The 25,350-nt window shown below is 46.6% G+C and carries 21 protein-coding genes; 8 read left to right on the plus strand and 13 right to left on the minus strand.

The window, feature by feature from the left end; all coding sequences use genetic code 11:
- Positions 1 to 2 precede the first annotated feature (2 nt).
- Both ACT6R0_RS06050 and ACT6R0_RS06055 read right to left on the minus strand, forming a co-directional pair.
- The gene (locus tag ACT6R0_RS06050; RefSeq protein ID WP_444652187.1) at positions 3 to 3,551 is read right to left on the minus strand and encodes a response regulator; all 3,549 of its coding nucleotides are present in this window, start codon (positions 3,549 to 3,551) and stop codon (positions 3 to 5) included.
- Between the two features lie 49 nt (positions 3,552 to 3,600).
- On the minus strand, positions 3,601 to 4,815 hold the full coding sequence (locus ACT6R0_RS06055) for a hybrid sensor histidine kinase/response regulator (protein WP_444652188.1): 1,215 nt from the start codon (positions 4,813 to 4,815) through the stop codon (positions 3,601 to 3,603).
- Between the two features lie 387 nt (positions 4,816 to 5,202).
- Here ACT6R0_RS06055 and ACT6R0_RS06060 point away from each other — a divergent pair, with 387 nt between their 5' ends.
- A complete protein-coding gene (locus ACT6R0_RS06060) occupies positions 5,203 to 5,823 on the plus strand; it encodes an L-threonylcarbamoyladenylate synthase (protein ID WP_444652189.1) in 621 nt (206 codons plus the stop codon).
- 149 nt (positions 5,824 to 5,972) lie between these two features.
- Here the strand turns inward: ACT6R0_RS06060 and ACT6R0_RS06065 are convergent, their stop codons facing one another.
- Together ACT6R0_RS06065 and ACT6R0_RS06070 are read right to left on the minus strand one after the other, a co-directional pair.
- Positions 5,973 to 11,105: a T9SS type B sorting domain-containing protein gene (locus ACT6R0_RS06065; protein ID WP_444652190.1), complete on the minus strand. Its 5,133-nt coding sequence runs from the start codon at positions 11,103 to 11,105 to the stop codon at positions 5,973 to 5,975.
- A gap of 267 nt (positions 11,106 to 11,372) precedes the next feature.
- Positions 11,373 to 12,935 (minus strand): T9SS type A sorting domain-containing protein, encoded by a 1,563-nt coding sequence (locus ACT6R0_RS06070; protein ID WP_444652191.1) that lies wholly within the window; start codon positions 12,933 to 12,935, stop codon positions 11,373 to 11,375.
- 163 nt (positions 12,936 to 13,098) lie between these two features.
- Here ACT6R0_RS06070 and ACT6R0_RS06075 point away from each other — a divergent pair, with 163 nt between their 5' ends.
- Both ACT6R0_RS06075 and ACT6R0_RS06080 read left to right on the plus strand, forming a co-directional pair.
- A complete protein-coding gene (locus tag ACT6R0_RS06075) occupies positions 13,099 to 13,257 on the plus strand; it encodes a hypothetical protein (protein WP_444652192.1) in 159 nt (52 codons plus the stop codon).
- A gap of 41 nt (positions 13,258 to 13,298) precedes the next feature.
- On the plus strand, positions 13,299 to 13,760 hold the full coding sequence (locus ACT6R0_RS06080) for a hypothetical protein (protein ID WP_444652193.1): 462 nt from the start codon (positions 13,299 to 13,301) through the stop codon (positions 13,758 to 13,760).
- A 25-nt stretch (positions 13,761 to 13,785) separates the two neighbouring features.
- On the opposite strand, the gene ACT6R0_RS06085 is transcribed toward ACT6R0_RS06080, so the two are convergent.
- Positions 13,786 to 16,122 (minus strand): ATP-dependent helicase, encoded by a 2,337-nt coding sequence (locus tag ACT6R0_RS06085; RefSeq protein ID WP_444652319.1) that lies wholly within the window; start codon positions 16,120 to 16,122, stop codon positions 13,786 to 13,788.
- 158 nt (positions 16,123 to 16,280) lie between these two features.
- Here ACT6R0_RS06085 and ACT6R0_RS06090 point away from each other — a divergent pair, with 158 nt between their 5' ends.
- Entirely contained in the window at positions 16,281 to 16,853 is a 573-nt protein-coding gene (locus tag ACT6R0_RS06090; protein ID WP_444652194.1) for a pentapeptide repeat-containing protein, read from the plus strand.
- 1 nt (position 16,854) lies between these two features.
- On the opposite strand, the gene ACT6R0_RS06095 is transcribed toward ACT6R0_RS06090, so the two are convergent.
- Positions 16,855 to 17,271, minus strand: a complete 417-nt coding sequence (locus ACT6R0_RS06095; RefSeq protein ID WP_444652195.1) for a hypothetical protein — start codon at positions 17,269 to 17,271, stop codon at positions 16,855 to 16,857.
- Positions 17,272 to 17,545: 274 nt separating this feature from the next.
- Between ACT6R0_RS06095 and ACT6R0_RS06100 the strand changes: the two genes are divergently transcribed.
- Both ACT6R0_RS06100 and ACT6R0_RS06105 read left to right on the plus strand, forming a co-directional pair.
- On the plus strand, positions 17,546 to 17,971 hold the full coding sequence (locus ACT6R0_RS06100; protein WP_444652196.1) for a response regulator: 426 nt from the start codon (positions 17,546 to 17,548) through the stop codon (positions 17,969 to 17,971).
- An 84-nt stretch (positions 17,972 to 18,055) separates the two neighbouring features.
- The gene (locus ACT6R0_RS06105) at positions 18,056 to 18,247 is read left to right on the plus strand and encodes a cold-shock protein (RefSeq protein ID WP_444652197.1); all 192 of its coding nucleotides are present in this window, start codon (positions 18,056 to 18,058) and stop codon (positions 18,245 to 18,247) included.
- A 50-nt stretch (positions 18,248 to 18,297) separates the two neighbouring features.
- Here the strand turns inward: ACT6R0_RS06105 and ACT6R0_RS06110 are convergent, their stop codons facing one another.
- The 7 genes from ACT6R0_RS06110 to ACT6R0_RS06140 form a co-directional block, all read right to left on the minus strand.
- A complete protein-coding gene (locus ACT6R0_RS06110) occupies positions 18,298 to 18,972 on the minus strand; it encodes a DNA alkylation repair protein (protein ID WP_444652198.1) in 675 nt (224 codons plus the stop codon).
- Positions 18,973 to 18,997: 25 nt separating this feature from the next.
- On the minus strand, positions 18,998 to 19,885 hold the full coding sequence (locus ACT6R0_RS06115) for a cupin-like domain-containing protein (RefSeq protein WP_444652199.1): 888 nt from the start codon (positions 19,883 to 19,885) through the stop codon (positions 18,998 to 19,000).
- A 91-nt stretch (positions 19,886 to 19,976) separates the two neighbouring features.
- Positions 19,977 to 21,440 carry a magnesium chelatase gene (locus tag ACT6R0_RS06120; protein WP_444652200.1) on the minus strand — a complete coding sequence of 488 codons (1,464 nt, stop codon included), beginning with the start codon at positions 21,438 to 21,440 and terminating at the stop codon, positions 19,977 to 19,979.
- 56 nt (positions 21,441 to 21,496) lie between these two features.
- A complete protein-coding gene (locus tag ACT6R0_RS06125; RefSeq protein ID WP_444652201.1) occupies positions 21,497 to 22,615 on the minus strand; it encodes a vWA domain-containing protein in 1,119 nt (372 codons plus the stop codon).
- Positions 22,616 to 22,728: 113 nt separating this feature from the next.
- Entirely contained in the window at positions 22,729 to 23,142 is a 414-nt protein-coding gene (locus ACT6R0_RS06130) for a hypothetical protein (protein ID WP_444652202.1), read from the minus strand.
- 173 nt (positions 23,143 to 23,315) lie between these two features.
- The gene (locus tag ACT6R0_RS06135; RefSeq protein ID WP_444652203.1) at positions 23,316 to 23,933 is read right to left on the minus strand and encodes a porin family protein; all 618 of its coding nucleotides are present in this window, start codon (positions 23,931 to 23,933) and stop codon (positions 23,316 to 23,318) included.
- Between the two features lie 13 nt (positions 23,934 to 23,946).
- On the minus strand, positions 23,947 to 24,444 hold the full coding sequence (locus ACT6R0_RS06140) for a hypothetical protein (protein WP_444652204.1): 498 nt from the start codon (positions 24,442 to 24,444) through the stop codon (positions 23,947 to 23,949).
- A gap of 107 nt (positions 24,445 to 24,551) precedes the next feature.
- Here ACT6R0_RS06140 and ACT6R0_RS06145 point away from each other — a divergent pair, with 107 nt between their 5' ends.
- Positions 24,552 to 24,890, plus strand: a complete 339-nt coding sequence (locus tag ACT6R0_RS06145) for a PadR family transcriptional regulator (protein WP_444652205.1) — start codon at positions 24,552 to 24,554, stop codon at positions 24,888 to 24,890.
- Complete coding sequence (locus ACT6R0_RS06150) at positions 24,887 to 25,321, plus strand: GldL-related protein (protein WP_444652206.1); 435 nt, start codon at positions 24,887 to 24,889, stop codon at positions 25,319 to 25,321. The genes ACT6R0_RS06145 and ACT6R0_RS06150 overlap by 4 nt, the downstream gene beginning before the upstream one ends.
- The last annotated feature ends 29 nt before the right edge of the window (positions 25,322 to 25,350 follow it).

Here is a 25,350-nt window from a genome sequence, read left to right on the forward strand (position 1 = left end):
GCTTAGTTTTTATCATAAAGCCATACGCGCAGCAGCGACAGCAGCTGGTCTACGTCTACAGGTTTGGTGATGTAGTCCGATGCGCCGGCGTTGATGCATTTTTCCCTGTCACCCGTCATAGCCTTTGCTGTAACGGCGATCACAGGGAGGTTTCTCAAATCCCTGTTCTCGCGTATACGGGCCGCGGTTTCATAACCGTCCATGTTCGGCATCATCATGTCGAGGAGCACCACATCGGTTTCGGGATGGCTTTCAAGCATCTTCAGGGCTTCCTTACCATCTATTGCCGTGATCACGTTCATCTTAAGGGCCTCGAGCGCCTTTGTTAGCGAATAGATGTTGCGCACATCATCATCCACCACCAATACCGTCTTGTCGCTCAGTACATTATTAAGCAGGTTTAGTTTTTTCTTGCCCTTGCTTTCCGCTTTTTTGTTTTCTTCCATCAGGTGCAGGAACAGCGACACCTCATCCAGCATTCGTTGGTAGGAATGTGCCGTTTTCACTATAATGGAATCTGCATACTTTTTGATCTTCACCTCTTCCTGAAGCGAAAGGCTCTTACCAGTAAATACGATCACCGGCAGGTTCTCCAGCCCGGAATTCTTCTTGATGTTTTCCAGCACCTCATACGCATGCCTGTCAGGTATTCCCATATCCAGTATAACGCATTCCACATCGCTGTGCTGCAGCACTTCCACACCTTCAGACACTTCGCTCTTTACTTCTGAGTTGATGTTAAAAGTTTCCAGGAAATACGCTAATGCCTTGGCATGCTTAGGATTGTCCTCTATGATCAGGACCTTTTGCGACTCACGGTTTATGATGTGCTCAATGCGTCGGAATACTTCGGGTATCTGCTCAAAGGCCACGGGCTTGTCGAGGAAGTTCACCGCGCCTTTCAGGAGGCTTTCCTGCTTCATTTTGTGCGATGACATGATGTGCACCGGTATGTGCCTTGTCTGGGCATTGCCCTTCAGCTCTTCCATTACTTCCCATCCGCTCTTTATTGGCAGCTGGATATCGAGCAATATCCCTACAGGCTTGTACAGCAGCGCGAGGTCGAGCGCAAGGTCCCCCCTTACCGATACCACACCCCTGTAGCCGCGTTTTCGCGTAAATTCGAGCAGGGACCGGGCAAAGTTCACATCGTCTTCCACAATGAGTATCACCTTATCATTTTCGGCAATGGCAGCCCTGTCATCCGGAACATCTTCAGGTATGATCTCGCTAATGTATTTACCTTTTTCATCTTCTTGCTTCTCTTTTTCAGAAACTGACTTAACGTTTTCTACAGGCATTTCCGGCTCCCTTACCATACTTATCTGTGCCGGGGCTGCAGAGCCTATTACAGGCAGACAAATGGTAAACTCGCTGCCTTCGTTCACCTCGCTCTTGAGGCTTATATCGCCCCTCAGCAGCTTGCTAAGCTCCCGGCTGATGGAAAGCCCAAGCCCCGTACCGCCATATTTACGCTTGGTCGAGCCGTCAGCCTGCTGGAACGCCTCGAATATAATCGGCTGTTTCTCGAGCGGAATACCTATACCTGTATCTTTTACAGAAAAGCACACCTGCTTATCATTGTCTTTCTTCTTTCTGACCTCAAGGGTAACCGATCCTTTTGAGGTAAATTTGATAGCATTCGAGATCAGGTTCTTCAGTATCTGCTCCAGCCTCATCTTATCGGTGCGGATAACCAGCGGCGCATCATCGGTAACGATATTAAATTCTATTTTTTTCTGCTTGGCCACTTCTGTAAACAGTGCTTTCAGGTTATCGGTGATCTCTTTTACAGAAACATCCAGGAATTCCAGTTCCATTTTGCCGGCCTCGATCTTTGAAAGGTCGAGTATCTCATCAATGAGCCCCAGCAGCCCATTGCCCGAACTCTGTATCACTTTTGCAAACTCCACCTGCTCATCGTTCATGTTACGGTCGTTATTCTCAGACAACAGGCGGCTCAAAAGCAGTATCGAGTTAAGTGGCGTGCGCAGTTCGTGCGACATGTTGGCAAGGAATTCCGACTTATATCTTGTGGTAAGTTCCAGGTCCTCCGACTTCTTCTGTATCTCCATGTTGCGCTCCTCGAGCAATACGCTGCGCTCGGCAAGCTCTTCGTTGGTCTGCTGCAGTTCTTCCTGCTGTACACGCAATTCTTCTTCCGATGCCTGGAGCTTTTCGGTTTGTGTTTCCAGTTCGGCATTAATGCTCTCCATTTCGCTATGCTGCATCCTTAGCTCTTCCGACTGCGCTTCGGTCTCCTCAAGCAGTTCCTGTACGCGCTTACGGTTTTGCGCTGTGGTTATGGCTACAGCAATATTGTGCGCCGCAGTGGTCAGGAATTCAAGCTGAAGTCCGGTAAATTCATTTACAGATGCCAGTTCAGCAACACCTGCAAGCTTATCGTTAATAAGCGGAACCGCCACTACATGTTTTGGCTTCACTTCGCCAAGTGCATAGGTTATCCTGATATTAGTCGACGTAATATCCTTTAATTCCAGTATTTCTCCTGAAACTGCTGCCTGCCCTGTAAGCCCCTGGCCAAATGGGATCCGCTCGCGGTTCTTATTTGGCAGGTAGCTAAATGCTCCTGCCGGATATAGCATTTCTCCATCGGGCAGGTAAATAATACCGGCGCTGCTTTCTGTGTAAGTAGCAATGTGTGCTATTACCTCCTGGGTAAGTTGTTCCGGAGTTTTATCCCCGATCATTACCTTATTCAGTTCGGCAATGCCTGTTTGAAGCCATTCTTTTTCAGATAAGGATGTAAAAGAAGTATCCAGTGCCACCGCCATGTTATTGAGCGATACTGCAACACTGCCCAGCGCGTCACTTTGCATATCATTTACCCTCGTGGCAAAGTTGCCACTTGATATCTGTGCCGCTATTTCACTAATTGCCGCTATCCTCTCGGCCATTACCTTTTCCGCTTTTTGCAATTCAAGCTGCAATTTCAATCGTTCATTATAATCCTTCAAGATCCTGACAAAAAACGTCCCACTTATGAGCAATGCCAGTAGCGCCGCTACCACAATGAGCACGCTGCTGTAGGCTCCATATTTTTCAGAATTGGACATACGCTCTTCAAGCAATTGTTGCTCACGTATCTCCATAGTCTTGAATTCTGAGCGTATCTTACCTGTTATCCTTCTTCCTCCGTCAAGGTCGCTGGCCTCGGTAACCCGGCCTCCTTTTTTTTCCAGTACTCTCAGGCGCAGGTAGTCAAAAAATTCGTCCTTTAGCTTCTTTACATATTGCAATGATCTTTGCTGTTCAGGGTTGTCTGATGTCAGCGCCTCAAGCTTTTGAATGGACCTGTTCATTTCGTCCTCGGCCGTAGTGTACCTGTCCAAAAAATCTTCCCTTCCGGTAACTAAAAAGCCCCGCATGCTCGATTGGGCCTCTACCATGACCGATGTACCCTCGTTAAGGTTAACGATAACATCCTGGGTATGGTTCACCATGCGGTTGCTATTCATAAGTGTGCTGATGCTCAGGAATGACGCTACCGAGCTTACAATGAGTATCAGCATTGATACCCCGGTACTCATTATTAAATTCCTTCTAAAATTTCCGTTCATCCTAATATCGCTTGTTTTATTATTGGTGTTTTACAGGCAGTACCATTATAAAGCTGGATCCGTTGCCGGGCTCGCTTTTTGCAGTAATGATACCGTTGTGCTTCTCTATTATCTTCTTGGCGATAGCAAGGCCTATCCCCGTGCCTTCGTAGGCGCTGCGATCATTAAGGCTCTGGAATATCATGAATATCTTTTCAAGGAATTTTTCCTCGAACCCTATCCCGTTATCGCTAACAGTTATTCTGCAAAAATCGCCGCTTTCCGTAATTGGGCTGTCAAATTCTTTTGTGGCTACAATTTCGGCGTCGATCTTTATGACAGGTGGTATTTCTTTTTTAGAGAATTTAAGGGAGTTGCTGACCAAATTCTGGAATACCTGGCGCATTTGGCTGCCCACGCAATGTATGGCGGGAAGCTGGCGTATTTCGATCACAGCATCCTTTTCTTCGATCATGTAATCAAAATCGGATATGACATCGTCGAGCACGGCATTCAGGTTGGTCTCCTCTGCCGAAACATTAGCCGAAAGCCGGGAGTAATCCAGCAGGTCGGTAATGAGTGCCGACATCCGCTCGGCCGACTTGATGGTTCGCTTTACATAGTCAAAAGCGGTTGGGTCTTCTTTAAGGTAACGCTCCCTTATGATCTTGATGAACAGCTCGATCTTCCTGATAGGCTCTTTCAGATCGTGCGATACCACCCAGGAGAATTGCTGCAACTCGTGGTTGCGCATCTCCAATTCTTCATTCTTATCTACCAGTTCCCTGGTGCGTTCGGCAACCTTAAGCTCAAGGTTTTCCTGCGCCCCTTTTCGTATCTCTATCTCCTTGGCCAAAAGGTCCCTTGTATCCTTGAGTTCCTTTTGTTGCCCGTACAGCTTCAGGAACGTCTTTACCTTTAATATGAGCAGATCGGGATCAACAGGTTTGGTGACATAATCCACCCCTCCCGACTCATAGCCTTTCGAAATGAATTTCTTCTGCTTGTTCACTGCCGAAAGGAATATGACAGGGATATCTTTTGTCCTGTTGCTGCCCGCCAATGCCTCAACTACCTCAAATCCGTCCATGCCCGGCATCTGCACATCCATGATGATGAGCGAATAATCGGTTTTCAGGATCTTGCGCAATGCCTCTTCGCCAGATCCGGCAGCATCAACAGGCAGGCCATGGAGCTCCAGTATCTTTTGCAAAGCGACAATGTTCGCCCTTATGTCGTCAACGATCAGTATCATATTTTAAAAGGGCAGCCTTGAGGGGGATGCAACGTTTGCCCAGGGGTTTTCGGTTAAGATGCAACAAAAAAGAAGCCGCGAGCAGCGGCCATCCTCAAAAGTATAAAAACTATTGTTAAAGAGTTGTTAATATGACAGCCGGTTTTACACATTAAGGCACTAATGATATATGTCATCGCCGTATGCCGATGAGATCAACTCTGATATGTTATATTTCCTATACACTTTCAAAAACAAGAACTGCCGTGGCTTATACAAAAAATGAATGATAAGTTACCTGTTGTACATACCCGCCATATGCCTGAGGCAATTCATCTTTACCTATATATTAACATCACTATTCCCACAGATCTCCTACCTTTAATCTTTAATTTGAAAGGAAAACAAATGGCACAATTCATAAAGATATATCCCGAAAACCCTAGTGAGAAAGAGATAGCTAAGATCGTGCGCATTTTGCGGGATGGAGGCCTCATTATTTACCCGACCGATACCGTATATGGGCTGGGCTGCGACATTACCAACAGCCGTGCCCTGGAGCGCATTGCCAAGATAAAGGGGATCAAGCTGGAAAAGGCCAATTTCTCTTTCGTGTGCAGCGACCTGAGCAACCTTTCCGATTATGTGAAGCAGATCGACACAGCGACCTTCAAGATACTGAAGCGTTCACTGCCGGGCGCCTACACCTTTATCCTGCCGGGTAATAACAACCTGCCGAAGGAATTTAAGAAGAAGAATACTGTAGGTATCCGCGTGCCGGATAATAATATAGCGCTCGAGATCGTGCGACAGCTGGGCAACCCAATTGTTTCTACCTCGATACACGACGACGATGAAGTGTTGGAATACTCCACCGACCCGGAACTGATCTTTGAGAAATGGCAAAGCCTGGTCGATGCGGTTATCGATGGCGGCTATGGCGATAACACCCCCTCCACCATCATCGATCTTTCCGGCGATGAGCCTGTTGTAGTAAGGGAAGGAAAAGGGGATCCGGACGTGTTTTAAACATATAGTTCGATCACAGGATAATAGAATTTAGGTAAATAAATATAAAAGAGGGGCAGTCTCGTAAGTGACAGCCCCTCTTTATTTCTGGTTATAACAAAAGTCCCCATAGCAAAATGCTATGGGGACCTGCAATTAAAGAAGAAAAATTATTGTTCCCTATTCACGTATACCCATCCGGTCTTATTGCTTCCGGCGTGCTCAATTACGTAAAAGTAAGTTCCTGTCGGAAGTTCGTCACCATTATCCCCCTGGCCTTTCCATTCGTTGGTATAACGTGCTTTTGAGTATACCTCCTGGCCGTACCTGTTGAATATCGATACCTTTCCTGCGTTCATTCCCGATATGTCGAAGTTATCGTTCATGCCGTCATTGTTTGGCGAAATACCCCTCGGGATGTCGCAGAAGGTACCGTCAACTTCAAAGGTATAGTCAGCCATACAGCCTCCCGGTGTAGTTACGGTAAGCGTCAGCTCCAGCGGATATTCTGAAGGGCTGAAAGCGTTGAGACGTGCGTACTCGGTCGCATTGAACGTTGTACCATTGCCTACGGTCTCGCCTGCTGCGTTAGTCCACACAAATGAGTCAGTACTTGCGTTAGCACCGCTTACAGAAGCATTCAGCATGTAGCTGCTCTCGAAATTCCATCCTTCACAGCCTTGTGCTCCCGTGATCACGATATCGCTCACCGGCGGTACCAGTACTACCTCTGTTGTTTCCGATTTACAGCCTCCGTTGCTTTGTACGGCTACATCGTAAGTGCCTGGTAGCACATTGTTGAATACAGTGCCCGGCTGCCAGTTAATACCGTCAATAGTATAAGTGTATTCAGAACCCAGCGGGCCTGTAATCGTCAATGTCCCCGTTCCTGTAGCACAAGTAGGCTGTCCAACCGTTACCGAAGCCGATATCGGTGTTTCCGGTACAGGGTTTATGGTTACCGATGTTGTCGAGATACAGCCATTGATATTCTTAACCGTAATGGTATAGTTGCCCGGCACAAGATCAATGAAGCCCGTACCGTTCTGGAAATTCACCCCATCGATACTGTAGCTGAATCCTGAACCTGTTGGCGCGTTAACATCTATCCTTCCCACATCATTAAAGCAGTCAGGGTGTGTAATGCTGGCCTGTGCCACGGCAGGTACAGGAGAGTTATCTATGGTAATAATAGCCGTTGCAGATGTACATCCACCCGCATTTCTAACGGTCACTATATAAGCTCCGCCTGCAAGATTGGCAAATGTAGTACCTGCCTGGAAGTTAGTACCGTCTATACTATAAGTGAACCCTCCGCCTACAGGCGATGTAATTAAAATCGTACCTGTTGGGACAGCACATGTAGGCTGTGTAACCGTAGTAGCTGCAACAGCAGGAACGGTAGGCACAGGATCAATTATAATTGTTGACGTTACCGACTGGCATCCTGAGTTATCAGTAGTTACGGTATATGTGCCAGGTGCCAGGTTGGCAAAGGTTGACGATGCCTGGAATGTTGTACCGTCTATGCTGTAGCTGTATCCTGCCCCAATTGGCGCGGTCACAGTTATGGTACCGGTGGTAACGCCGCTGCAGTTTGGCTGGGTAGCCGTAGTTGTAGCTACATCAGGTGTTCCCGGTGCTGTAGTAATGGTTACCGGTGCCGATGTAGAATTACAACCTGCTGCGCTTTGTGTAGTAACAGTGTAGCTGCCCGGCGCAAGGTTGGCAAATGTTGTAGATGACTGGAAGTTAACCCCGTCGATACTATACGCAAGGCCAGCCCCTGTAGGTGCTGTAACTGTAATGGTCCCGGTTGGCGCAGCACAGGTAGGCTGTGTTACCGTAACAGTAGCTACCGCAGGGTTGGCAGGTACAGGGTCTATTACTATAGTTGTAGACGAAGTACATCCGCCCGCATTTTGAGTAGTAAGTGTATAGCTGCCCGGCGCGATCCCTGCAAAGGTCGTAGATGCCTGGAAGTTCGTACCATCTATGCTGTACGTCAGGCCTGCACCGGTTGGCGCGGTAACTTCAACAGTTCCGGTCGGTGTAGCACAGGTAGGCTGTGTAATGGTAGTTGAAGCCACTGCCGGTGCTCCGGGTACAGGATCGATGGTTATTGTCGCGGTAGCCGAAGTACATCCATCCGCATTTTGTGTAGTAACGGTATATGTGCCCGGAGCTACGTTAGCAAATGTTGTCGAAGCCTGGAACGTAGTACCGTTGATGCTGTAGGTAAAGCCTGCGCCTGTTGGTGCAGTTACCACAATGCTTCCCGCTGTGGTACAGGTAGGCTGTGTTACAGTTGTAGTCGCAACAGCCGGAGTTGTTGGCGCAGCATTTATAGTTATCGTAGCTGTTGCCGATGTACAGCCGTCAGCCGATCGTGTAGTCAAAGTATAACTGCCTGCCGCAAGTCCTGCAAATACTGGTGATGCCTGGTAGGTCGTCCCGTCGATGCTATAGGTAAATTCTGCACCGGTCGGAGCTGTTACCGTAATGCTTCCTGTAGCAGTAGTACAACTTGGTTGCGTTACAGTTGTAGTTGCCACCGCAGGTACTACCGGCGCACCGTTGATGGTAATGGCAGACGTTACCGATGTGCATCCGCCTGCTAACTGCGTGGTAACCGTATAGGTTCCCGGAGCCAGGTTAGCAAAAACAGGCGATGCCTGGAAGTTCGTACCATCTATGCTGTAGGTAAGCGTACCTCCTGTTGGAGCATTAACCGTAATTGTTCCTGTTGCCACGGCGCATGTAGGCTGAACCACAGTAGTAGTTGCCACGGCAGGAGTTGCAGGGGCTGCATTTATGGTTATAGCTGCCGCTATGGCTGTACATCCGTCAGCTGACTTCGTAGTTACAGTGTAGTTGCCCGGAAGAAGGTTGCTAAACAACGTTGAACCCTGGAAGTTAACTCCGTCAACACTATAAGTCAGGCCTGCGCCCAATGGCGATGTTATAGTTATGCTTCCTGTCGCGGTAGTACAGTCAGGTTGTGCTACTGTCGTAACAGCCACAGCAGGCACTACAGGTGCGGCATTGATAGTAATGGATGCCGTTACCGAAGTACAGCCTTCATTTTGCGTTGTTACGGTATAGTTGCCCGGAGCAAGTCCTGTAAACACCGGAGACGCCTGGAAATTAGTCCCGTCAACGCTGTAAGTATATGTTGCACCAACAGGTGCAGTAATGGTAATGTTTCCTGTAGGCGTATCACAAGTAGGCTGCGTCAACGTTGTGGTTGCTATTGCCGGAGCGGCAGGAGCAGCATTAATAGTTACGGTCGAGGTTTGAGATGTACAGCCCAATGCCGACATAACGGTAACCGTATACGTTCCCGGTAACAGGTTCGAAAAAGATGTTCCTGCCTGGAATGTAGTACCATCAATGCTATAGGTTATGCCTGCCCCCAGTGGGGTATCTACTGTGATCGTTCCTGTAGGCGTTGTACAATCAGGCTGTGCGACTGTAATGGTAGCCACTGCCGGTGTTGCCGGTGCCGGATTGATGGTAAAAGGGAATGTAGTGATGCAGTTGGCCGATGACTTTATGGTAAGTGTGTACGTACCTGCTGCAAGCCCGTTGAAGGCAAGTCCCGTTTGGAAGGTTATGCCGTCAAGGCTGTACGTAAGCCCATCTCCCACCGATGGCATGATAAGGATCCCGCCTGTTGGTATGGTACATGTAGGCTGCACCGGGATGACAACAGCCAATGGCAGCGGCGATACGGTAAGCTGCACAGCATTGCTCACAAGCGTACATCCTACTGATGTGGCCTGGCAATAAAATTGTGCCGTGTTGAAGGATAGCGGAGCATCGATTATGGTAAGCTGGATGGTATTGGTACCTGCAAAATTAGGTCCGTCAGTAAGGTTTACCCAGTTGCCTGATGAGTTTAGCATTTTCCATTGGTAGGTAAATGTCGATGCCGCACTGAGCGTAACGGTGTACTGTACATTGTCGCCTTCGCAAATAGCCGCGCTCAATGGTTGTGCCGATATATGGTCAGATGGTGAAGAAGTGATATTGTGGATGCCCAGATTGGCACAGTCCTCGGTATTGTTAATCGCCCAGTTCGACGCGTTGAACGTTGCCTGAGGCACTACCGCATTGCTGTTGCGTATCATGGTAAAGCCCACATTATCGGGTGTGTAAACCATGTCGACCACAACAGCCCCCTTAACGAGCTCCAGTTGGTCATCTTCGTTAAAGCCTGAAGTAAGAAGGTTTACGGGAGCACCTGCAAGCCCGCATACGGATGTAGCGGTGCGCACTATGTGAACGCCGCCGGACGCCAGTATGCCGGTAAGGTTCACGGTCATTGTTACAGGCCCGCCCACAGTTCCCCTTCGGGTAATGCTGTACTGCGAAAGATCGATAGCAGCGGCAGTACCGTTATACAGTTCGATCGCGCCGCCTTCTCCTGTCGGGGCGTCATATACTTCAGATATGAAAAGTTCTGTTGGCGGTGCGAATGCAGGACAGTTGGATGAGATCACGGTAAAAGTACCCGATGTGCCCACACAACCCGCTGTGGTCACCGATAGCGCTCCGGTCACCGCGACAGAAGCTACCAACGCTTTGATCTCGGTATCGGAAACTACTGTGAACCCTGCCGATTCGATGCCTCCGAATTTCACTGATGTCGTACCTGCGCTAAACCCGCTTCCGGTAATAGTCACCATGGTGTTCGTAGGGCCTGATGCCGGGGTAAACGAACTGATCACAGGTGCGGCACAGCCCGAATTAACGGTCCCGTTAAGGGTAAAGTCGTCCAGCCTGAAAGTCCCGTTACCGGTGGCGCCGCTAAGGGTAAGCACAACTGTTACAGTGCCGCTAAGGCCGTTCACCGGGTTGGCTACAGGAGTAACCCCAATTGCCGATCCGGGCGCTACAGGCATAGTTCCTGACCCTACGTTGACGCCGTTGACGGTCATCGCCCAGTTTTGAGCGCCGGTATTGCTGCGCTGCCTCCAAAAGTTAAAAGAGGTAATGTCAAGCGTCTTACCCGCGGCAACATTGAATGTCAGCGTTATCGCAGGCGTGCCCGAACTGTTGCTCAATGCAATTGCCTGGCCGGAAGAGCCTGCAAAACTGGTCCATGTACCGGTACTATTCGTCCATACCGAACCGGAAAGATCGGGATTTAGTGTAGGCGGTGCTACAGTGTAGGGATGCGTCGTGATGTTGGCTGTACCAAAGTCGTGCTGGTACACCTGCGCATACAATCCGGGCTGCATTACAAATGCGATCGCGAGTAATACGAACAGCCTGAGGTAGGTAATTTTTCTCTTCATAATTGTTACTTTTAAGCAAAGGATTTCCGCACAAAATTATGTACTTACTGTGCTACGGTGTTGCGTCATTAAGTAACATTTATTAAAAGATTAACCTCCATTTAAGAGTTGAAGGGGGCAGTTTACTATGTCTTCATAAAAAAATCAGCCTCAATACTTTAGCTGATTTTTAATAAAACTTTATTTACAATTTATTTTAGCGGAAGATCTGTTCCAATTAACCTTTTATCTATAGTAATGCCCTAAATTCCAGTAGTAGGCTAAATATTAATACTTAACAAATTTCATTGCAGGCATTCCCTCTGCTTTTAATAAATAAGTGCCTGGCGGCAAATGACCTATTTGCAACGGATCACTGACGTCAACTTCAAATTCTGATACCTTTTGCCCAAGCATATTTATAACACATCCATTAATTTTACCTTCAAGTCCTGAAATATATAATGCTGATGACGCAGGATTGGGATAAAGCATTATTTTGTCTTCAATAGGCTTGTCTGTCCCCATTGTCCCGCTGTTTATTTTTGTAATGAAAGGATAGTAACCGTATGGATTGGCATCATGCACAAAACTGTCAAAGGTGGCAGGTCCATTGCAGGTTCCGGTAACAAAAATGTCACCGTTGCCGCTTACCGATATGGCATCGGAATTATCATAGCCTTCCCCTCCTGCTGTCTTAGCCATCAACACAGTTCCGGCAGGGTCGTACTTGAGCACTATTACATCGTTCCCCATGAGCGGTGTATCGGTGGTTATGCCGTTACCCCAATCGATCTCTCCTCCGGTAAATCCTGTAAAGTATATGTTGCCTTCAGCATCAATATCCAGGAAACTCCTGTTGCCCTGCCCTGTTTTGCTTATTCCCTCCACTTCTCGGACCCACTGATAAACTCCTGAGGCATTTAGTTTCGCCAGGAAAAAATCATCGAACATACCACTATCAGGACCCGTGGTTGGGATATCATCAAAATCATAAGCCCCGAACAGGTACGAGCTGAAATACACTTCATCCGGTGTGCGGGCAACTACGGCAGGCTGCGGACAGGTAATGTCCTCAACGAATTTTACCCATTGGTGAACGCCCTGAGGCGAATATTTCACCACATACGTATTGTACTGCAGATCGGTTGGCACCAGTGTTCCGGCAAACTCCGCGTTGAGGTCGGCGCACGACCCTGCTACATAAATATTACCTTCGGTGTCAATGCTCACAGAGGTGGCGGTGCTGACATTCTCCTGGACTATGGCAAGGGACCTTGTTCCGTCGGGAGCATATTTATCAATGTAAGAATCCATGAAATCACCATATCCTATATAAATGTTATCATTACTATCTATCGCCAGGCCGCGCATATCCGAGATCCAGGAAGATTCCTGTTGGCTCTCAATAAGCCTGTGCCACAAAAGGCTGCCCTGACCATTGAATTTTGCCAGCACAAAATGCTCACCCTGCTCTATTGTCGTGATCGTAACCTGATCAATGGTAATGTTCTGCACATAACATAACGCTATAATTACATTACCCTGAGAGTCGGTGATCATATTCTGCGCAGACGCCTTGCCACCTATCTCCTTTTCAAAGATAAGCTGCCCGTTGGCGTCATATTTATTGAAAAACTGGCTCCCCATCAGTTCATTGTAATTGAAAGGCTCGCTCTTGAAACCTGAAAAATAAACATTCCCCTCAGGATCTGCAGCAACGGAGTATCCTGCCATGTCCGGATTAGATCCGAACGTGATATCAGGCGTTTGGAGCCATTCGAACGTTGGGTTTTGGGCTGTTGCCATACCGGCATAGCACAGTATTGAAAGGCAGAGTTTCTTTTTCATGGGATATTTTTAAGCAAAAATAGATATCGCCAGCAACCTTTTGCAGGAAAATAATTATTCATGCCGCCTCATTTAGAATTTACTGTATGTAGTTGAGAATTTGGCTATTTGATACCTGCACCTCCGCCAAAAATGTATATTTGCACTACTTACAAATAAACCAATGCGGGAACTTACCTACAAACTTCATCTTCCGGGAAATGAAACTTTTGAAAGCACAATGGCCGGGAAGGATAATGGCGACAGGTTCGTCTTTTATGAATATTTATTGCCCAGGCCGTTATTCCCTCCCGTAAGGATACCTTCAAAATATTTTTCATAAAGAATAGCGACACTAAGCGCTACTACTACAAATACAATATTTTGGTGGCGATTTTGGGCTGGTGGGGGTTGCCGTTCGGGCCCATGCATACCATAGCCATATTCAGTAATAATCTTAGGGGCAACGACGTGACCGATGATGTATACCAAAACCTGACACCTGAAGGAGTAAAACATAAAAAAGTAGTGATAACAAGCATTGCTACCGTTTTTGGGCCACTGGACAGGGAAATGCATAAGGAACTCTTCAAATGCCTGAGAAAATTTGCCCAAACCAAAGATACGTTCGTTTCCGACCCGGTCGTTGGGGTGCATATCGATTCTCAAACTCAGGAGATCTATATTGGCCTGGATAATAGTGATATGCCCAAATACGATGCGCTTTTAAAAGAAGTGTACAAATACTTTTATAAGCATACCAAGTTCAAATGCATCGCTATAACTGATGCTGCCGAATTGTCGCAAAAACTGAAAGAACAGGGAACGGTTATCCACTGCAAATAATGCCTTTAAACCCTGAACGGTTTAACTATTCTAAAATATCCAGTTTCGCGAACCGCAACAACAATTTTTTTATCCCCCCTACCTCAAAACGTATCTCAGCTTTTTTATCGCTGCCAACGCCTTCAAGATTGAGCACCTCGCCTTTGCCAAAACGTTCGTGCATTACGATATTGCCGGGAACGAGTTTGGTATCGGGCATGGGCGTACTGCTGCCTGAACTACGCCCTTCAACAGGCTTTAGTTTGCGTATGCTGGTACTTGGCGTAGGTTCGTTAGATCTGACCCATGCCGGTGGAGGTGTATTCGTTGGCTTTACCTGACGCAATTTCGATCTGTCTACATCGCCAAAAATATCGGTATCTATCATGGGCTTGTAGCGGTAGCTGTTCTCGGCAGGTGTAAGGTATTCCAGGAACGTGTCGGTTATCTCTTCAATAAATCGCGATGGCTCGCTATCCACCAACTTGCCCCAGCGATAGCGTGACTGGGCATACGTAAGGTAGGCCTGGTGCTCGGCACGGGTGAGTGCCACGTAGAACAACCTCCGCTCCTCCTCCAGCTCACTGCGCGTATTCAGGCTCATCGCGCTCGGGAACAGGTCTTCTTCCATGCCCACAACAAATACATAAGGGAACTCAAGCCCCTTGGCAAGGTGTACGGTCATAAGTGCTACACGGTCATCATCGCCGGTATCTTTGTCCAGGTCCGATGCAAGTGCTACATCTTCCAGGAATTCTGCCAATGCTCCCCTTGCGCCATCCACTTCACGCTGGCCTTCTACGAAATCGCGGATACCATTTAGCAGTTCCTCTATATTCTCGATGCGGGCAATGCCCTCCGGAGTTGCATCCTTTTTCAGTTCCTGTATCAGGCCGGTCTTTTTGGCTACGTGCTCGGCAAGGTAGAACGCGTCCTGGTTCTCATTGATCACCTGGAAGCTCTGTATCATTGTTACAAAGTCCTGCAGCTTGTTGCGGGTACCGCTGTTCAGCTTCAGGTCGATCTTGTCTATCTTTTCCATTACCTCGAATATCGAGCGCTTATAATGGTTGGCCGCTACGGTAAGTTTCTCTACAGTAGTGTCGCCTATTCCCCGTGCGGGATAATTGATAACACGTATCAGTGCCTCCTCATCCTTCGGATTGATCACCAGGCGAAGGTAGGCCAGCACATCCTTGATCTCTTTTCTTTGATAAAACGATAAGCCGCCATATATGCGGTAAGGGATATCGCGCTTGCGTAGTGCATCTTCCATGGCGCGCGACTGGGCATTGGTACGGTACAGGATGGCAAATTTACTGTTCATCAGCTGGTTGCGCATCTTCTCTTCAAAGATGGTGCTTGCCACAAAACGGCCTTCCTCGGCATCGGTAAAGCTGCGGTGCACTTTTATCTTGTGGCCTTCCTCATTGGCAGTCCACACCACCTTGTCCAGCTTGGTCTTATTCTTATCGATGATGGCATTGGCTGCCTCCACTATATTTTTGCTGGAACGGTAATTCTGCTCCAGGCGGTATACCTGCACATTATCATAATCCTTTTGGAAGTTGAGGATATTATTGATATTCGCGCCACGGAACGCATAGATACTCTGCGCATCATCGCCTACCACACAAATGTTCTGGAACCTGTCCGACAACGCCTTTACGATAAGGTACTGCGAGTGGTTGGTATCCTGATACTCATCTACCAATATATAGCGAAAACGATCCTGGTACTTTGCCAATACATCAGGGAAACGGTTCAACAGTTCGTTGGTTCGCAACAGGAGGTCGTCAAAATCCATCGCGCCCGATTTGAAGCAGCGGTTCACATATTCCTCATAGATCTCACCGAGGCGCGGTTTTTTTGACATCGCGTCGGCTTCCTGCAATTCCAGATCATTGAAGTAGGCTTTTACAGTTATCAGGCTGTTTTTGTATGACGATATTCTGCCCAAAACCTGCTTGGGCTTATACACATCCTTATCCAGCTGTTTTTCCTTGATGATGGAACTGATGAGGCGCACACTGTCCTGAGAATCATAAATAGTGAAATTGGAAGGGTAACCCAACTTTCCTGCTTCGCTACGCAGTATTTTTGCGAATACCGAGTGGAAAGTCCCCATCCACAAATTTTTAGCTTCAGGCCCTACGATCTCGCTGATACGCTTCTTCATTTCCTTGGCCGCCTTATTGGTAAAGGTAAGCGCCAGGATATTGAACGCGTCTACCCCCTGGCTCATCAGGTAGGCAATGCGTATCGTTAGTACCCGTGTTTTTCCCGATCCTGCGCCGGCTATCACCATCATCGGTCCGTCCTTCAGCAATGTTGGCGCCTGCTGGGCATCATTCAACTGGCTTATATACTTGTGGATATCCATTTTCATAACTGCAAAAATAGCGATTTTGGGTGAGATTCAGAAGGAATTTATGGAACCGGATGAGAAGCATTTGACTGATGAGAACTTACTAAAGATCGCACAAATTACTTCAACTTAACACTACTACTGCTACTGAAAACTTTCACTACTTTTACACCATGGAAAATTACATTATCGACCAACAGATCACAGGCCGCATTTATAACCCGGAAGACATCATGTATAAGGATTTTGAGCGTTGTACCTTCATGCAATGCGATCTATCGGCATGCAGTTTTACAGGCGTGGCCTTTATCGACTGCAATTTCATCAGCTGCAACTTCAGCGAGGCGAAGATCAACTACGTGGGGCTGCGGGGGGCAATATTCGACAATTGTAATTTTACCGGAGTGAATTTTTCAATGGTCGACAAGCTGTTTTTTTCTGTAGAGTTCAAAAACTGCAGGCTGGATCACACAAAATTCTATACCCTTGCCATAAAAAGTACGGTATTTACTGATTGCAGCCTGATAGCTGTAGATTTCATGAACACCGACCTTACCGGTGTACTATTCGATAACTGCAACCTGCATAAGGCTGTTTTTGTAGATTCCATTGCTAACAAGGCCGACTTTAGCACCAGCTATAACTTTTCTATCGACCCCGAACGCAACAAGCTGCGCCGCGCACGCTTTTCGCAGGACGGGTTAAAAGGGCTTTTGGAAAAATATGAGATAGTGGTGGTCGACTGATCTATTCGGGCAGCTTCCCATAACTATTATTATACTTCTTCCCTGCTTTAGGATGGGTAAATTTCAGCGCCGACCATACCGCGTTCACACTGATAGACGTACTTTCAACCAAACCATGATCGTACCCTATCCTGATCACTTCCTTTATGTTCAGGTCTGTACCCAACTGTTTTGCCTTGGGCCACGATACCCACAGCATACCATTTACAGCAAGATGTTTTTGCAATTTTAGGAACCATTCTTCCAACTGTTCTTGATCTTTTGCAAAGATATGGATATAATCAATTTGGCCTGAAAGACTTTTAAGGATCTTCAGGTCGGGCAAATTGATAGCGGCAATGGCTGCTTCATTTTTACCTGCAAAATAGGCACGTGAACCTGCCTTAATACCCATTTTTATGGCGACTGTCCTTTCCATATTCTAAAGATAAGCAGTATCTTTTAGGATGTAAATGCATTTAACTCCTAATTATCAGCAAAATATGACATTACTAAAAAGTTAGTAAAATATTAGGCTAACAAATTTTCTTAACTTACATTTGCACTATTGTCAACTATGTTATGAGTAGGCAATATTAAAGACCCAGGGGCTTCCACCCACGGGTCTTTTTCATTTATAGGAATTTGACTGAGGCCTAACTTTAATTATTGGCTACATTTACTACCTTTATAACTTATCAAACAATTTCGACATGAATAAGAAGGGCCCGTTCATTTTTATTGAAGACGATCTCGATGACCGTGAGATCCTTACCGAAGTTTTTCGGGAACTGAGCTATAGTAATGAGTTGATATTTTTCAGCAATGGGATCGACGCGCTGGCTTACCTGACAGAGAGCGACATTGAACCATTCATTGTTTTTTCTGATATAAATATGCCCAAGTTGAGTGGCATGGAACTAAGGGAAAAAATCCACGAAAATGAAGATCTGCGATTAAAGTCTATCCCCTACCTTTTCTTTTCGACAAGCGCGGAGCAGGGACATGTAGTGGATGCCTACTCAAGATCCATACAGGGATTTTTTGTGAAGCCTAACGGGTATAAAGAACTTAAAGACCTCATACAGAGCATTGTCGGATACTGGCAGAAGTGCGTTTCTCCCAATTACGTCAAGTGATCTGTGATAATAAAAAATTAAAGCGCTCTTTTTCAACAGCGTACACAAAAATTGTGTACATTTGCAAAAATTAATACATTTATAATGCAAGAAGGTACAGTAAAATTCTTCAATGAAGAAAAAGGTTTCGGATTTATTACACCGAGCAATGGCGGAGCCGAAATTTTTGTTCACGTTTCAGGACTTACAGACAGTATTCGCGAGAATGATGAGGTCCGTTACGAAATCGCTGAAGGCCGTAAAGGCCCTAACGCCATAAACGTAGTCGTAGCTTAATCACTATAACATATAGTTTAAAAGCATCCTTATAGGATGCTTTTTTTATATTATCCCGCCTGGCTTTCCTTTCGCTTCACCATTTCATTGATCCATATCGGGGCAAATGGCGAGGTGCACCCTTTAGATACCGGGTAGTCCCGGTAAATACCCAGCTTCTCCCCTATTTCCAATGCCTTTTGACGGAACTCCGGATGGTTGATGCCGATATTGGCCAGCGTTGTATTCATCGTCCACTGAACTTCTGACGGGGCAGTTGGCATTTCCTTTTCGATCCGGTCAAGGGTAGCGGCGATGTCGATTCCTTCGTACCCGCGAGCAACCCTCCCAGCCATCAGGCTCCAGCCCGAACGCGCTGCCCATTTGTTATCCGAGTCCATCCATTGCTCCCTGAATAGTTCCTTGTTGGGAAGATCTTTTAGCACATACGAATTGAACCAGTCCGCCTCATGCACAAAATCCATGGAGTGCACCATGCGGCTCACTTCCTCTGCCGACAGCTTTTTAGGGTTCACAATAAGCGTTGCCAGCAGCCTTGCCTCTACATAACCCGTTTCCCAAAGCTCAAAGGCAAGCTCATGGTTTATCTTTATCTTTTTGGCCATGGCCCTTATGTCACCAAGTTTTACACCAAACTGCTTTACCGCGCCGTATTTTTCGTTGTGGGTAAAGGTCGATCCATTGCGGAGGGTTTCAAATTGTGTAAGGATCTCAGATACCAACATAATAAAGCTGTTTTAGGCAAATTTATCAAACTACATTTTTCGCATCCTCCTTTTCCAATAACGCATTGGTCCGGCGGATAGACTCCATATCTTTATAGTCCAGCCACTCCTGGCCTTTACGTTTGCGCATCCAGTTATCATAGTAACGTATGACTGCCACGTTCAGGAAGCCTTTCCACAAGTTGACCGGATTGCCGGCCAGTGAGCGCAGGCTCAGCGAAAAACCCGGTGTGAGGTATTTCATATAATGCCACCATCCTTCAGGCATATATAGCATCTCTCCGTGCTGCAGGTTGGTAATGTAAGGCCTGACCTTCCTGAGCGCAGGGAATTTTTCGTAGTCAGGGTTATCAAAATCAATGTCTTCATTGCAGATCCATGAATACGGGAGGCGGTACATGTATTTTGTCTCTTTCGGGTCGACCAGCACACATTGCTTCTTTCCCTCAAAATGGATATGGAAAATATTGGGGAAATCGATATCATAGTGCATGAAGACCTTAGCGTCCCGGCCTCCGAAAAACACCAGCGGCAGGCTCTTTATCAGCCTTAATCCCAACTTGGGCCATTTCATATCTGCCTTCATGGATGGAACGTCCTTCATCAGGTTATATAAAAAAATACGCAGGTCGGTTGGGCCCTTTTCCAGAATGTCTATGTATTCCGACATTGTCATGGTAAAGTCGGGTTCGTTCACTTTTTTGGTGTAATCGGTCTTTCTGCTGTCGTACAGCGGTACGGTCTTATCTCCTGCTACCTCGCGAAGGAATTTAAAATCCCATTTGCTGAAGGCAGGCCAGTCATCTATCTGGTTCGTAATAACGACCGGTTTTTGAGGCTTGTAGTAGTTTTCGATAAACTCTTTTTTTGTAAGCTTTTCAACCCTTTCTATTTCAATATAATTAAAGCCCATATAGTTCTGTTTGTATGGGGAAAGGTACAGGAAATAAAAAAACAGAGCAACATTGCGCAAAAAAAAATCCCTCAATTAAGAGGGATATGATTTAAAGCTTACTGATGTAGCTGCCGTAGATGTCCTTAAACTGGTAGCCTTCGCTAAAGCGGTCCTTGCTAAGCTTGTTGTTCTCTGCTAATCCCCAGAGTATGAATTCCTTTATGAAGTAAAGGTCTTCCTTCTGTGTATCGGGTTGGTATTTCTGTATTAATTGCCTTAGTGGGATGATGCTGTCCAGCAGCTTACGGTAAGCTGCATCGGTTATGTCATCCTCCATTTCCAGGCCACTTTCATTAAAGAACCAATCAATGAGTTCCTGATAAGGGCTGCTGCCGTCCTTCTTCTCCAGCTTTTCGAGTTTTGGGAAGTAGTCTGCAAATATGGTTTTTACCGCGCTGCCTATCAGGTGTTCTGCAACGGCTGCCGCGCCTTCCTGCTCGCCTTCGTATACAAGTTCTACCTTGCCGGTTATCGCGGGGATGATACCCATGAAGTCGGCCAGCCTTACCGTAGTCTTTTCCTCGCCTCCCCTTAATGCCCTGCGTTCAGCCGTACTCAGCAGGTTCTCAAATGCCGTAATGCTCATACGTGCGCTCACACCGCTCTTGTAGTCGACAAAGTCGCTGTTGCGGGCCTCAAAGCCTATCTGCTCCAAAAGGTCGCGCGCAAGCCCGGGTACGTATATGGTATCACTCTGGCGGCCATCGCGGTTGGCTTCCTGCTCGGTTATAGTACGGGCGATCTCTACTGTTTCCGGGTAATGTGTCAGTATCTGCGAGCCTATCCTGTCCTTCAATGGCGTCACGATGCTTCCCCTGTTGGTATAGTCTTCGGGGTTGGCGGTAAATACGAACTGTATGTCGAGGTTAAGCCTTACCTTAAATCCGCGTATCTGGATGTCACCCTCCTGCAATATGTTGAACAGCGCCACCTGGATGCGTGCCTGAAGGTCGGGCAATTCATTGATAACGAAAATGCAGCGGTTGGCCCTCGGTATCATCCCGAAATGGATCACGCGGTCATCGGCATATGACAGCCTTAGGCTCGCGGCCTTTATCGGGTCTATATCGCCGATCAGGTCGGCAACAGTTACATCCGGCGTGGCCAGCTTTTCATAGAAGCGCTCACTACGGTGCAGCCAGGTTATCGGGGTATCATCGCCTTTTTCAGCAATGAGTTCTTTAGCGTAGCGCGAAATGGGCTGCAAAGGGTCATCATTGATCTCCGAGCCCTTCACCACCGGAATGTATTCATCCAGAAGGTTGACCATTAACCTGGCAAGGCGTGTCTTGGCCTGTCCCCTTAATCCAAGCAGGTTGATGTTGTGGCGCGAGAGTATGGCGCGTTCCAGTTCGGGTATTACGGTATTCTCAAAGCCCCAAACGCCTTCAAATACTTTTTCTCCTTTTTTTATTTTATCACGCAGGTTATTCCGAAGCTCATCCTTGATGTTCCTGCTTTGATAACCTGCTTTCTTTAATTCGCCTAATGTCTTTATGTTCTCTGTGTTCATTATCTGTTGTCTATCATCTATTATCTAAAAGTCTATTTATAATAATCTACAAATCCCTACTTCACCCTCTTTTTCCTATTCGCCTCATAATCCTCAAATATCATTTCGCCAAGCCCTTTCAGCCCTGTATAAAATGCCTTCCCTTGGTTGGCCTCAGTAAAGTGCTGTATGAATTCCTGTAAATATGGGTCGCGGGCTATCATGAAGGTCGTGATCGGGATGTGCAGTTTCCGCGCCTGTTGTGCCATGGTATAGCATTTGTCTACAATAAATTCGTCCAGGCCGTTGCTGTTCATGTAGTAGGTACCATCGGCCTGGCGAACGCAGCTGGGCTTGCCGTCTGTTATCATGAATATCTGCTTGTTGGTATTGCGCTTACGACGAAGCAGGTCCATTGCCAGCTGCAATCCCGCGACAGTATTGGTATGGTACGGCCCCACCTGCAGGTAAGGCAGGTCTTTGATAGCGATCGGCCAGGCATCGTTACCAAATACAAGTATATCGAGCGTATCTTTCGGGTAGCGGGTGGTGATCAGTTCGGCAAGCGCCATGGCGACTTTTTTGGCGGGCGTAATGCGGTCTTCGCCATACAATATCATGCTGTGGCTGATGTCGATCATAAGCACGGTGCTCATTTGTGCTTTGTATTGCGAATCTTCGACCACAAGGTCAGCCTCATAAAGGCGAAAATCGTCAATGCCGTTGTTTACCTGTGCATTGCGAAGGCTTTCTGTAAGCGATATCCTTTCCAGGCTGTCGCCGAAGCGGTATTCCCTAAACTCACCCGTATGCTCATCGCCGCTGCCGGAATATTTCGTCCTGTGGCTGCCAGAACCCGCACGCTTGAGGTTGCCGAATATCTGTTCCAATGCCTGTTGGCGGATGGAGCGCTCTGTCTTAGAGGTTATCGTAAGGCCGCCTTCACCATCCGGCTTTATCTCCTCGCGGATGTAACCTTTCTTTTTCAGGTCGTCAATAAAGTCATCAATGGTGTAGCTGGCATCGGTCAGGCTATACTCCTTATCCAGTTGGCGCAACCAGTCAAGGGCTTCGTCAAGGTCGCCTGAGGTATGCGTTATGAGTTCGGTAAATATCTCAAAAAGCTTGTCGAAGGGCGAAACATTCGGGGCTTCGTAGGTACGGAATACGAAACCTTTTTTCCTTTCTTTTTCCATTCCCCTAAATTACCAATTTAGCGATCAGGAAATGCAAAATGTAATATAATTTTTTACAGTAAGGATCACCCTTTCACCAATGTGAAAGAGCTTCAATATTTACTGTTAGGGATTCACGCCGACAAATGCGTTCCGCCAAAATAATGCCCGTTGATATCCTGGTCGCTCAGGTCTACATAATCGCGCATTACCAGCTGGTAATTGTCACAGGTATCAATGACCATTTCATGATTGGCGATCTTAAGGAGGTCGGATACTTTTTTGAGGATCGTTTTTTTATCCTGTGCTTCTTCCTTATTCAGCATAAGGTAAAACAGCAAGTAGGTATTGAAGTCTTTGCCACAAAGGGTGTGGCTGCGTACTGCTTCGGCTATACCCGTATCCTGCCTGACAGATACTATTTCCGATAAGCCACGATCAACAGCATTTGCGGCATAAAGCCAAAAATTTTCAGGGCTGAACCTCCCCTCTGCAAATTTCAGTTCCTCGCTGCCTGGCAGCTCCAGAACTACAAAATAAGTCTCCATAAACAAGGTAATTATTATCCATAACATAAAGATAATAACTGCATATGGAGTTATAGTATTAATTACAAGGGTGTTAACATTAAATTCATGATTTAATTATGAATTATTTACAAATCAAATTTTTAGCCCAATTATAAATTAATGTTTTGGCTATAAACAGATAATATCTAGAATTACAACACTAAAAAATTAACACCCACATTCAGCGCGCTCCTGACCGAACGCACGTCGGGTACTGTGCTGTCCTTATAAATGCTGTTGAATCCCGTCTGGAAGTCATACTCAATATACAGCTTTACAAATCTGGAAACAGGTATCTTAGCCCCAATTCCAAATGTCAGGCCAAAGTCGGTATCCCTGAACGCTTCCTTTACATCGGCATCAAAATTCTCCTCGCCCGCCTCCATCAAAAAGCCCGCATACGTTCCAAAGTTCAGGTACCAATTTCGCTTGCCGCCAAAATGCCAGCTGAGCATTACGGGGACGGTAAGGTAATGCAGGTCGACATCGGCATTACGCAGCATCCCGCCACGAAAGAAGAGCGTACCGTCATCCCAGCCTTTTTGGTCATAAATAACCTTGGTCTTTACACTCCAGCGGTTGGCAAAATTATAATCGGCCGAAGCACTGAAATTGACACTTCTGGCTGTTCGGGCGTCAAAAGCAGTATCATCATAATTTACTGTAGAGCCGCTTGTCCCTATACCAAAGCCCAGTTCGAGATCGCCTTTTACCTGTGCAAAAGATGTTGCAAAAGCAAAGGATATGATGATCGCACAAATTTTTTTCATGGCAGTCATTAGTTTAGTCTTCAAGCATTTTTTTCAGTGCGGCTACCACATCCGGCCTCAGATATTTGTATAGGGCATCGGGGGATGTTCCTATTGGCAATACGATAAGCTTGAAATATTCGGCAGGATACATAAATTTATCCTTATCCCTTTGATGGTCTGCCATCCGCACAATGGTTATGTGCAATGCCTGCTCTCCAATTTCCGGGTCGTGCGCTTCACCTATCTCACCATCGCCGTAAGCTGGGGTCTTTTCGATCTTTTCGCCTGCAATGAATTTATTAAAGCCATCGGTCACTGCAGCAATGTCAAGTTTTGCAAAATTCTCTTCCCCGTTGAGGGTGACCTTTCCGTCCTTGTTAATATACACGATCTTATCAGTAATGCTGTCTTCGGCATTTTTTGCCCATCGAAAAATATTGATGCTGTACAGCTGTTTGTCTTTGGGGATGGATTGCCCGGCACATAATGTGGTCCATGTAACAGCAAGGAAAAGTAATATAGCTTTCATAAATATTTTTATTCCAAATATATAGGTTTTACAAGCTGTTTTTAAATTCCTGAAAAATAATTCATCATTTTATTTGTATACATCGAAACAAAATGTATATTTGTCCTATGTATAGTAAAGAACTCACCAAAGGAACCCTCCAGCCCATCATCCTCAAGCTCCTCAGCAAGAGCGATAAAATGTATGGCTACGAGATAACCCAAAAGGTAAAAGACCTTACGCGTGGCAAAATAGACATTAGCGAGGGTGCGCTTTACCCTATCCTGCACAAGCTGGAAGCCGATGGCATACTGGATACAGAAAAGGTATACATTGGCAAGCGCGTGCGCAAATATTACAAAGTAACAGGCACCGGCAAAAAAGCAGTGCAAGAGGTGACCGATGAGCTTAACGATTTCATTGCCACACTGTCGCTTATATTTAACGAAAAACAGATCGCACCATGATACTTACAGAAGAGCAAATAGAATACATTGCCACCAATCTTGAGTTTTACGGCATAGCATCCGGCGAACTTCGTGCCGACGTGTTAGACCATATCTGCACACATATTGAAACCGGCGACCTCGACGATTTCGATGCAGCCTATGACAGCGCGATACGGCAGTTTGGCGGCTATCAGGCACTCAGCGGCATTGAGCGCGACAGGTACCTTATGGTATCGCTTAAAAGCAGCCTGTGGAGGCAAAAGCTTATCAATATTTTCGGTTGCGTTTCTGCCTGCATGATATGTATAGGGATATTGTTTAAATTCATGCACTGGCCGGGGGCTACAATTACTTTTTTCCTGGGATGTGCATTGTTCATTGTGGCTTTCCTGCCATTATTTTTTTACCACGGGTACAAGGACTATTATAAAAAGGCGATTTCGAAGTAAACGCAAATTGCTTCAGCTTACCTAAGGCT

Origin of the sequence: Flavobacterium sp., from assembly GCF_052437795.1 — a bacterium.
GTDB lineage: Bacteria > Bacteroidota > Bacteroidia > Flavobacteriales > Flavobacteriaceae > Flavobacterium.

What these genes read in the sequence shown, in the direction of transcription:
- ACT6R0_RS06050 (WP_444652187.1), bottom strand. Translation starts at nt 3,551, where the DNA reads ATGAGTACCGGGGTATCAATGCTGATACTCATTGTAAGCTCGGTAGCG.
- ACT6R0_RS06055 (WP_444652188.1), bottom strand. Translation starts at nt 4,815, where the DNA reads ATGATACTGATCGTTGACGACATAAGGGCGAACATTGTCGCTTTGCAA.
- ACT6R0_RS06060 (WP_444652189.1), top strand. Translation starts at nt 5,203, where the DNA reads ATGGCACAATTCATAAAGATATATCCCGAAAACCCTAGTGAGAAAGAG.
- ACT6R0_RS06065 (WP_444652190.1), bottom strand. Translation starts at nt 11,105, where the DNA reads ATGAAGAGAAAAATTACCTACCTCAGGCTGTTCGTATTACTCGCGATC.
- ACT6R0_RS06070 (WP_444652191.1), bottom strand. Translation starts at nt 12,935, where the DNA reads ATGAAAAAGAAACTCTGCCTTTCAATACTGTGCTATGCCGGTATGGCA.
- ACT6R0_RS06075 (WP_444652192.1), top strand. Translation starts at nt 13,099, where the DNA reads ATGCGGGAACTTACCTACAAACTTCATCTTCCGGGAAATGAAACTTTT.
- ACT6R0_RS06085 (WP_444652319.1), bottom strand. Translation starts at nt 16,122, where the DNA reads ATGGATATCCACAAGTATATAAGCCAGTTGAATGATGCCCAGCAGGCG.
- ACT6R0_RS06090 (WP_444652194.1), top strand. Translation starts at nt 16,281, where the DNA reads ATGGAAAATTACATTATCGACCAACAGATCACAGGCCGCATTTATAAC.
- ACT6R0_RS06095 (WP_444652195.1), bottom strand. Translation starts at nt 17,271, where the DNA reads ATGGAAAGGACAGTCGCCATAAAAATGGGTATTAAGGCAGGTTCACGT.
- ACT6R0_RS06100 (WP_444652196.1), top strand. Translation starts at nt 17,546, where the DNA reads ATGAATAAGAAGGGCCCGTTCATTTTTATTGAAGACGATCTCGATGAC.
- ACT6R0_RS06105 (WP_444652197.1), top strand. Translation starts at nt 18,056, where the DNA reads ATGCAAGAAGGTACAGTAAAATTCTTCAATGAAGAAAAAGGTTTCGGA.
- ACT6R0_RS06110 (WP_444652198.1), bottom strand. Translation starts at nt 18,972, where the DNA reads ATGTTGGTATCTGAGATCCTTACACAATTTGAAACCCTCCGCAATGGA.
- ACT6R0_RS06115 (WP_444652199.1), bottom strand. Translation starts at nt 19,885, where the DNA reads ATGGGCTTTAATTATATTGAAATAGAAAGGGTTGAAAAGCTTACAAAA.
- ACT6R0_RS06120 (WP_444652200.1), bottom strand. Translation starts at nt 21,440, where the DNA reads ATGAACACAGAGAACATAAAGACATTAGGCGAATTAAAGAAAGCAGGT.
- ACT6R0_RS06125 (WP_444652201.1), bottom strand. Translation starts at nt 22,615, where the DNA reads ATGGAAAAAGAAAGGAAAAAAGGTTTCGTATTCCGTACCTACGAAGCC.
- ACT6R0_RS06130 (WP_444652202.1), bottom strand. Translation starts at nt 23,142, where the DNA reads ATGGAGACTTATTTTGTAGTTCTGGAGCTGCCAGGCAGCGAGGAACTG.
- ACT6R0_RS06135 (WP_444652203.1), bottom strand. Translation starts at nt 23,933, where the DNA reads ATGAAAAAAATTTGTGCGATCATCATATCCTTTGCTTTTGCAACATCT.
- ACT6R0_RS06140 (WP_444652204.1), bottom strand. Translation starts at nt 24,444, where the DNA reads ATGAAAGCTATATTACTTTTCCTTGCTGTTACATGGACCACATTATGT.
- ACT6R0_RS06145 (WP_444652205.1), top strand. Translation starts at nt 24,552, where the DNA reads ATGTATAGTAAAGAACTCACCAAAGGAACCCTCCAGCCCATCATCCTC.
- ACT6R0_RS06150 (WP_444652206.1), top strand. Translation starts at nt 24,887, where the DNA reads ATGATACTTACAGAAGAGCAAATAGAATACATTGCCACCAATCTTGAG.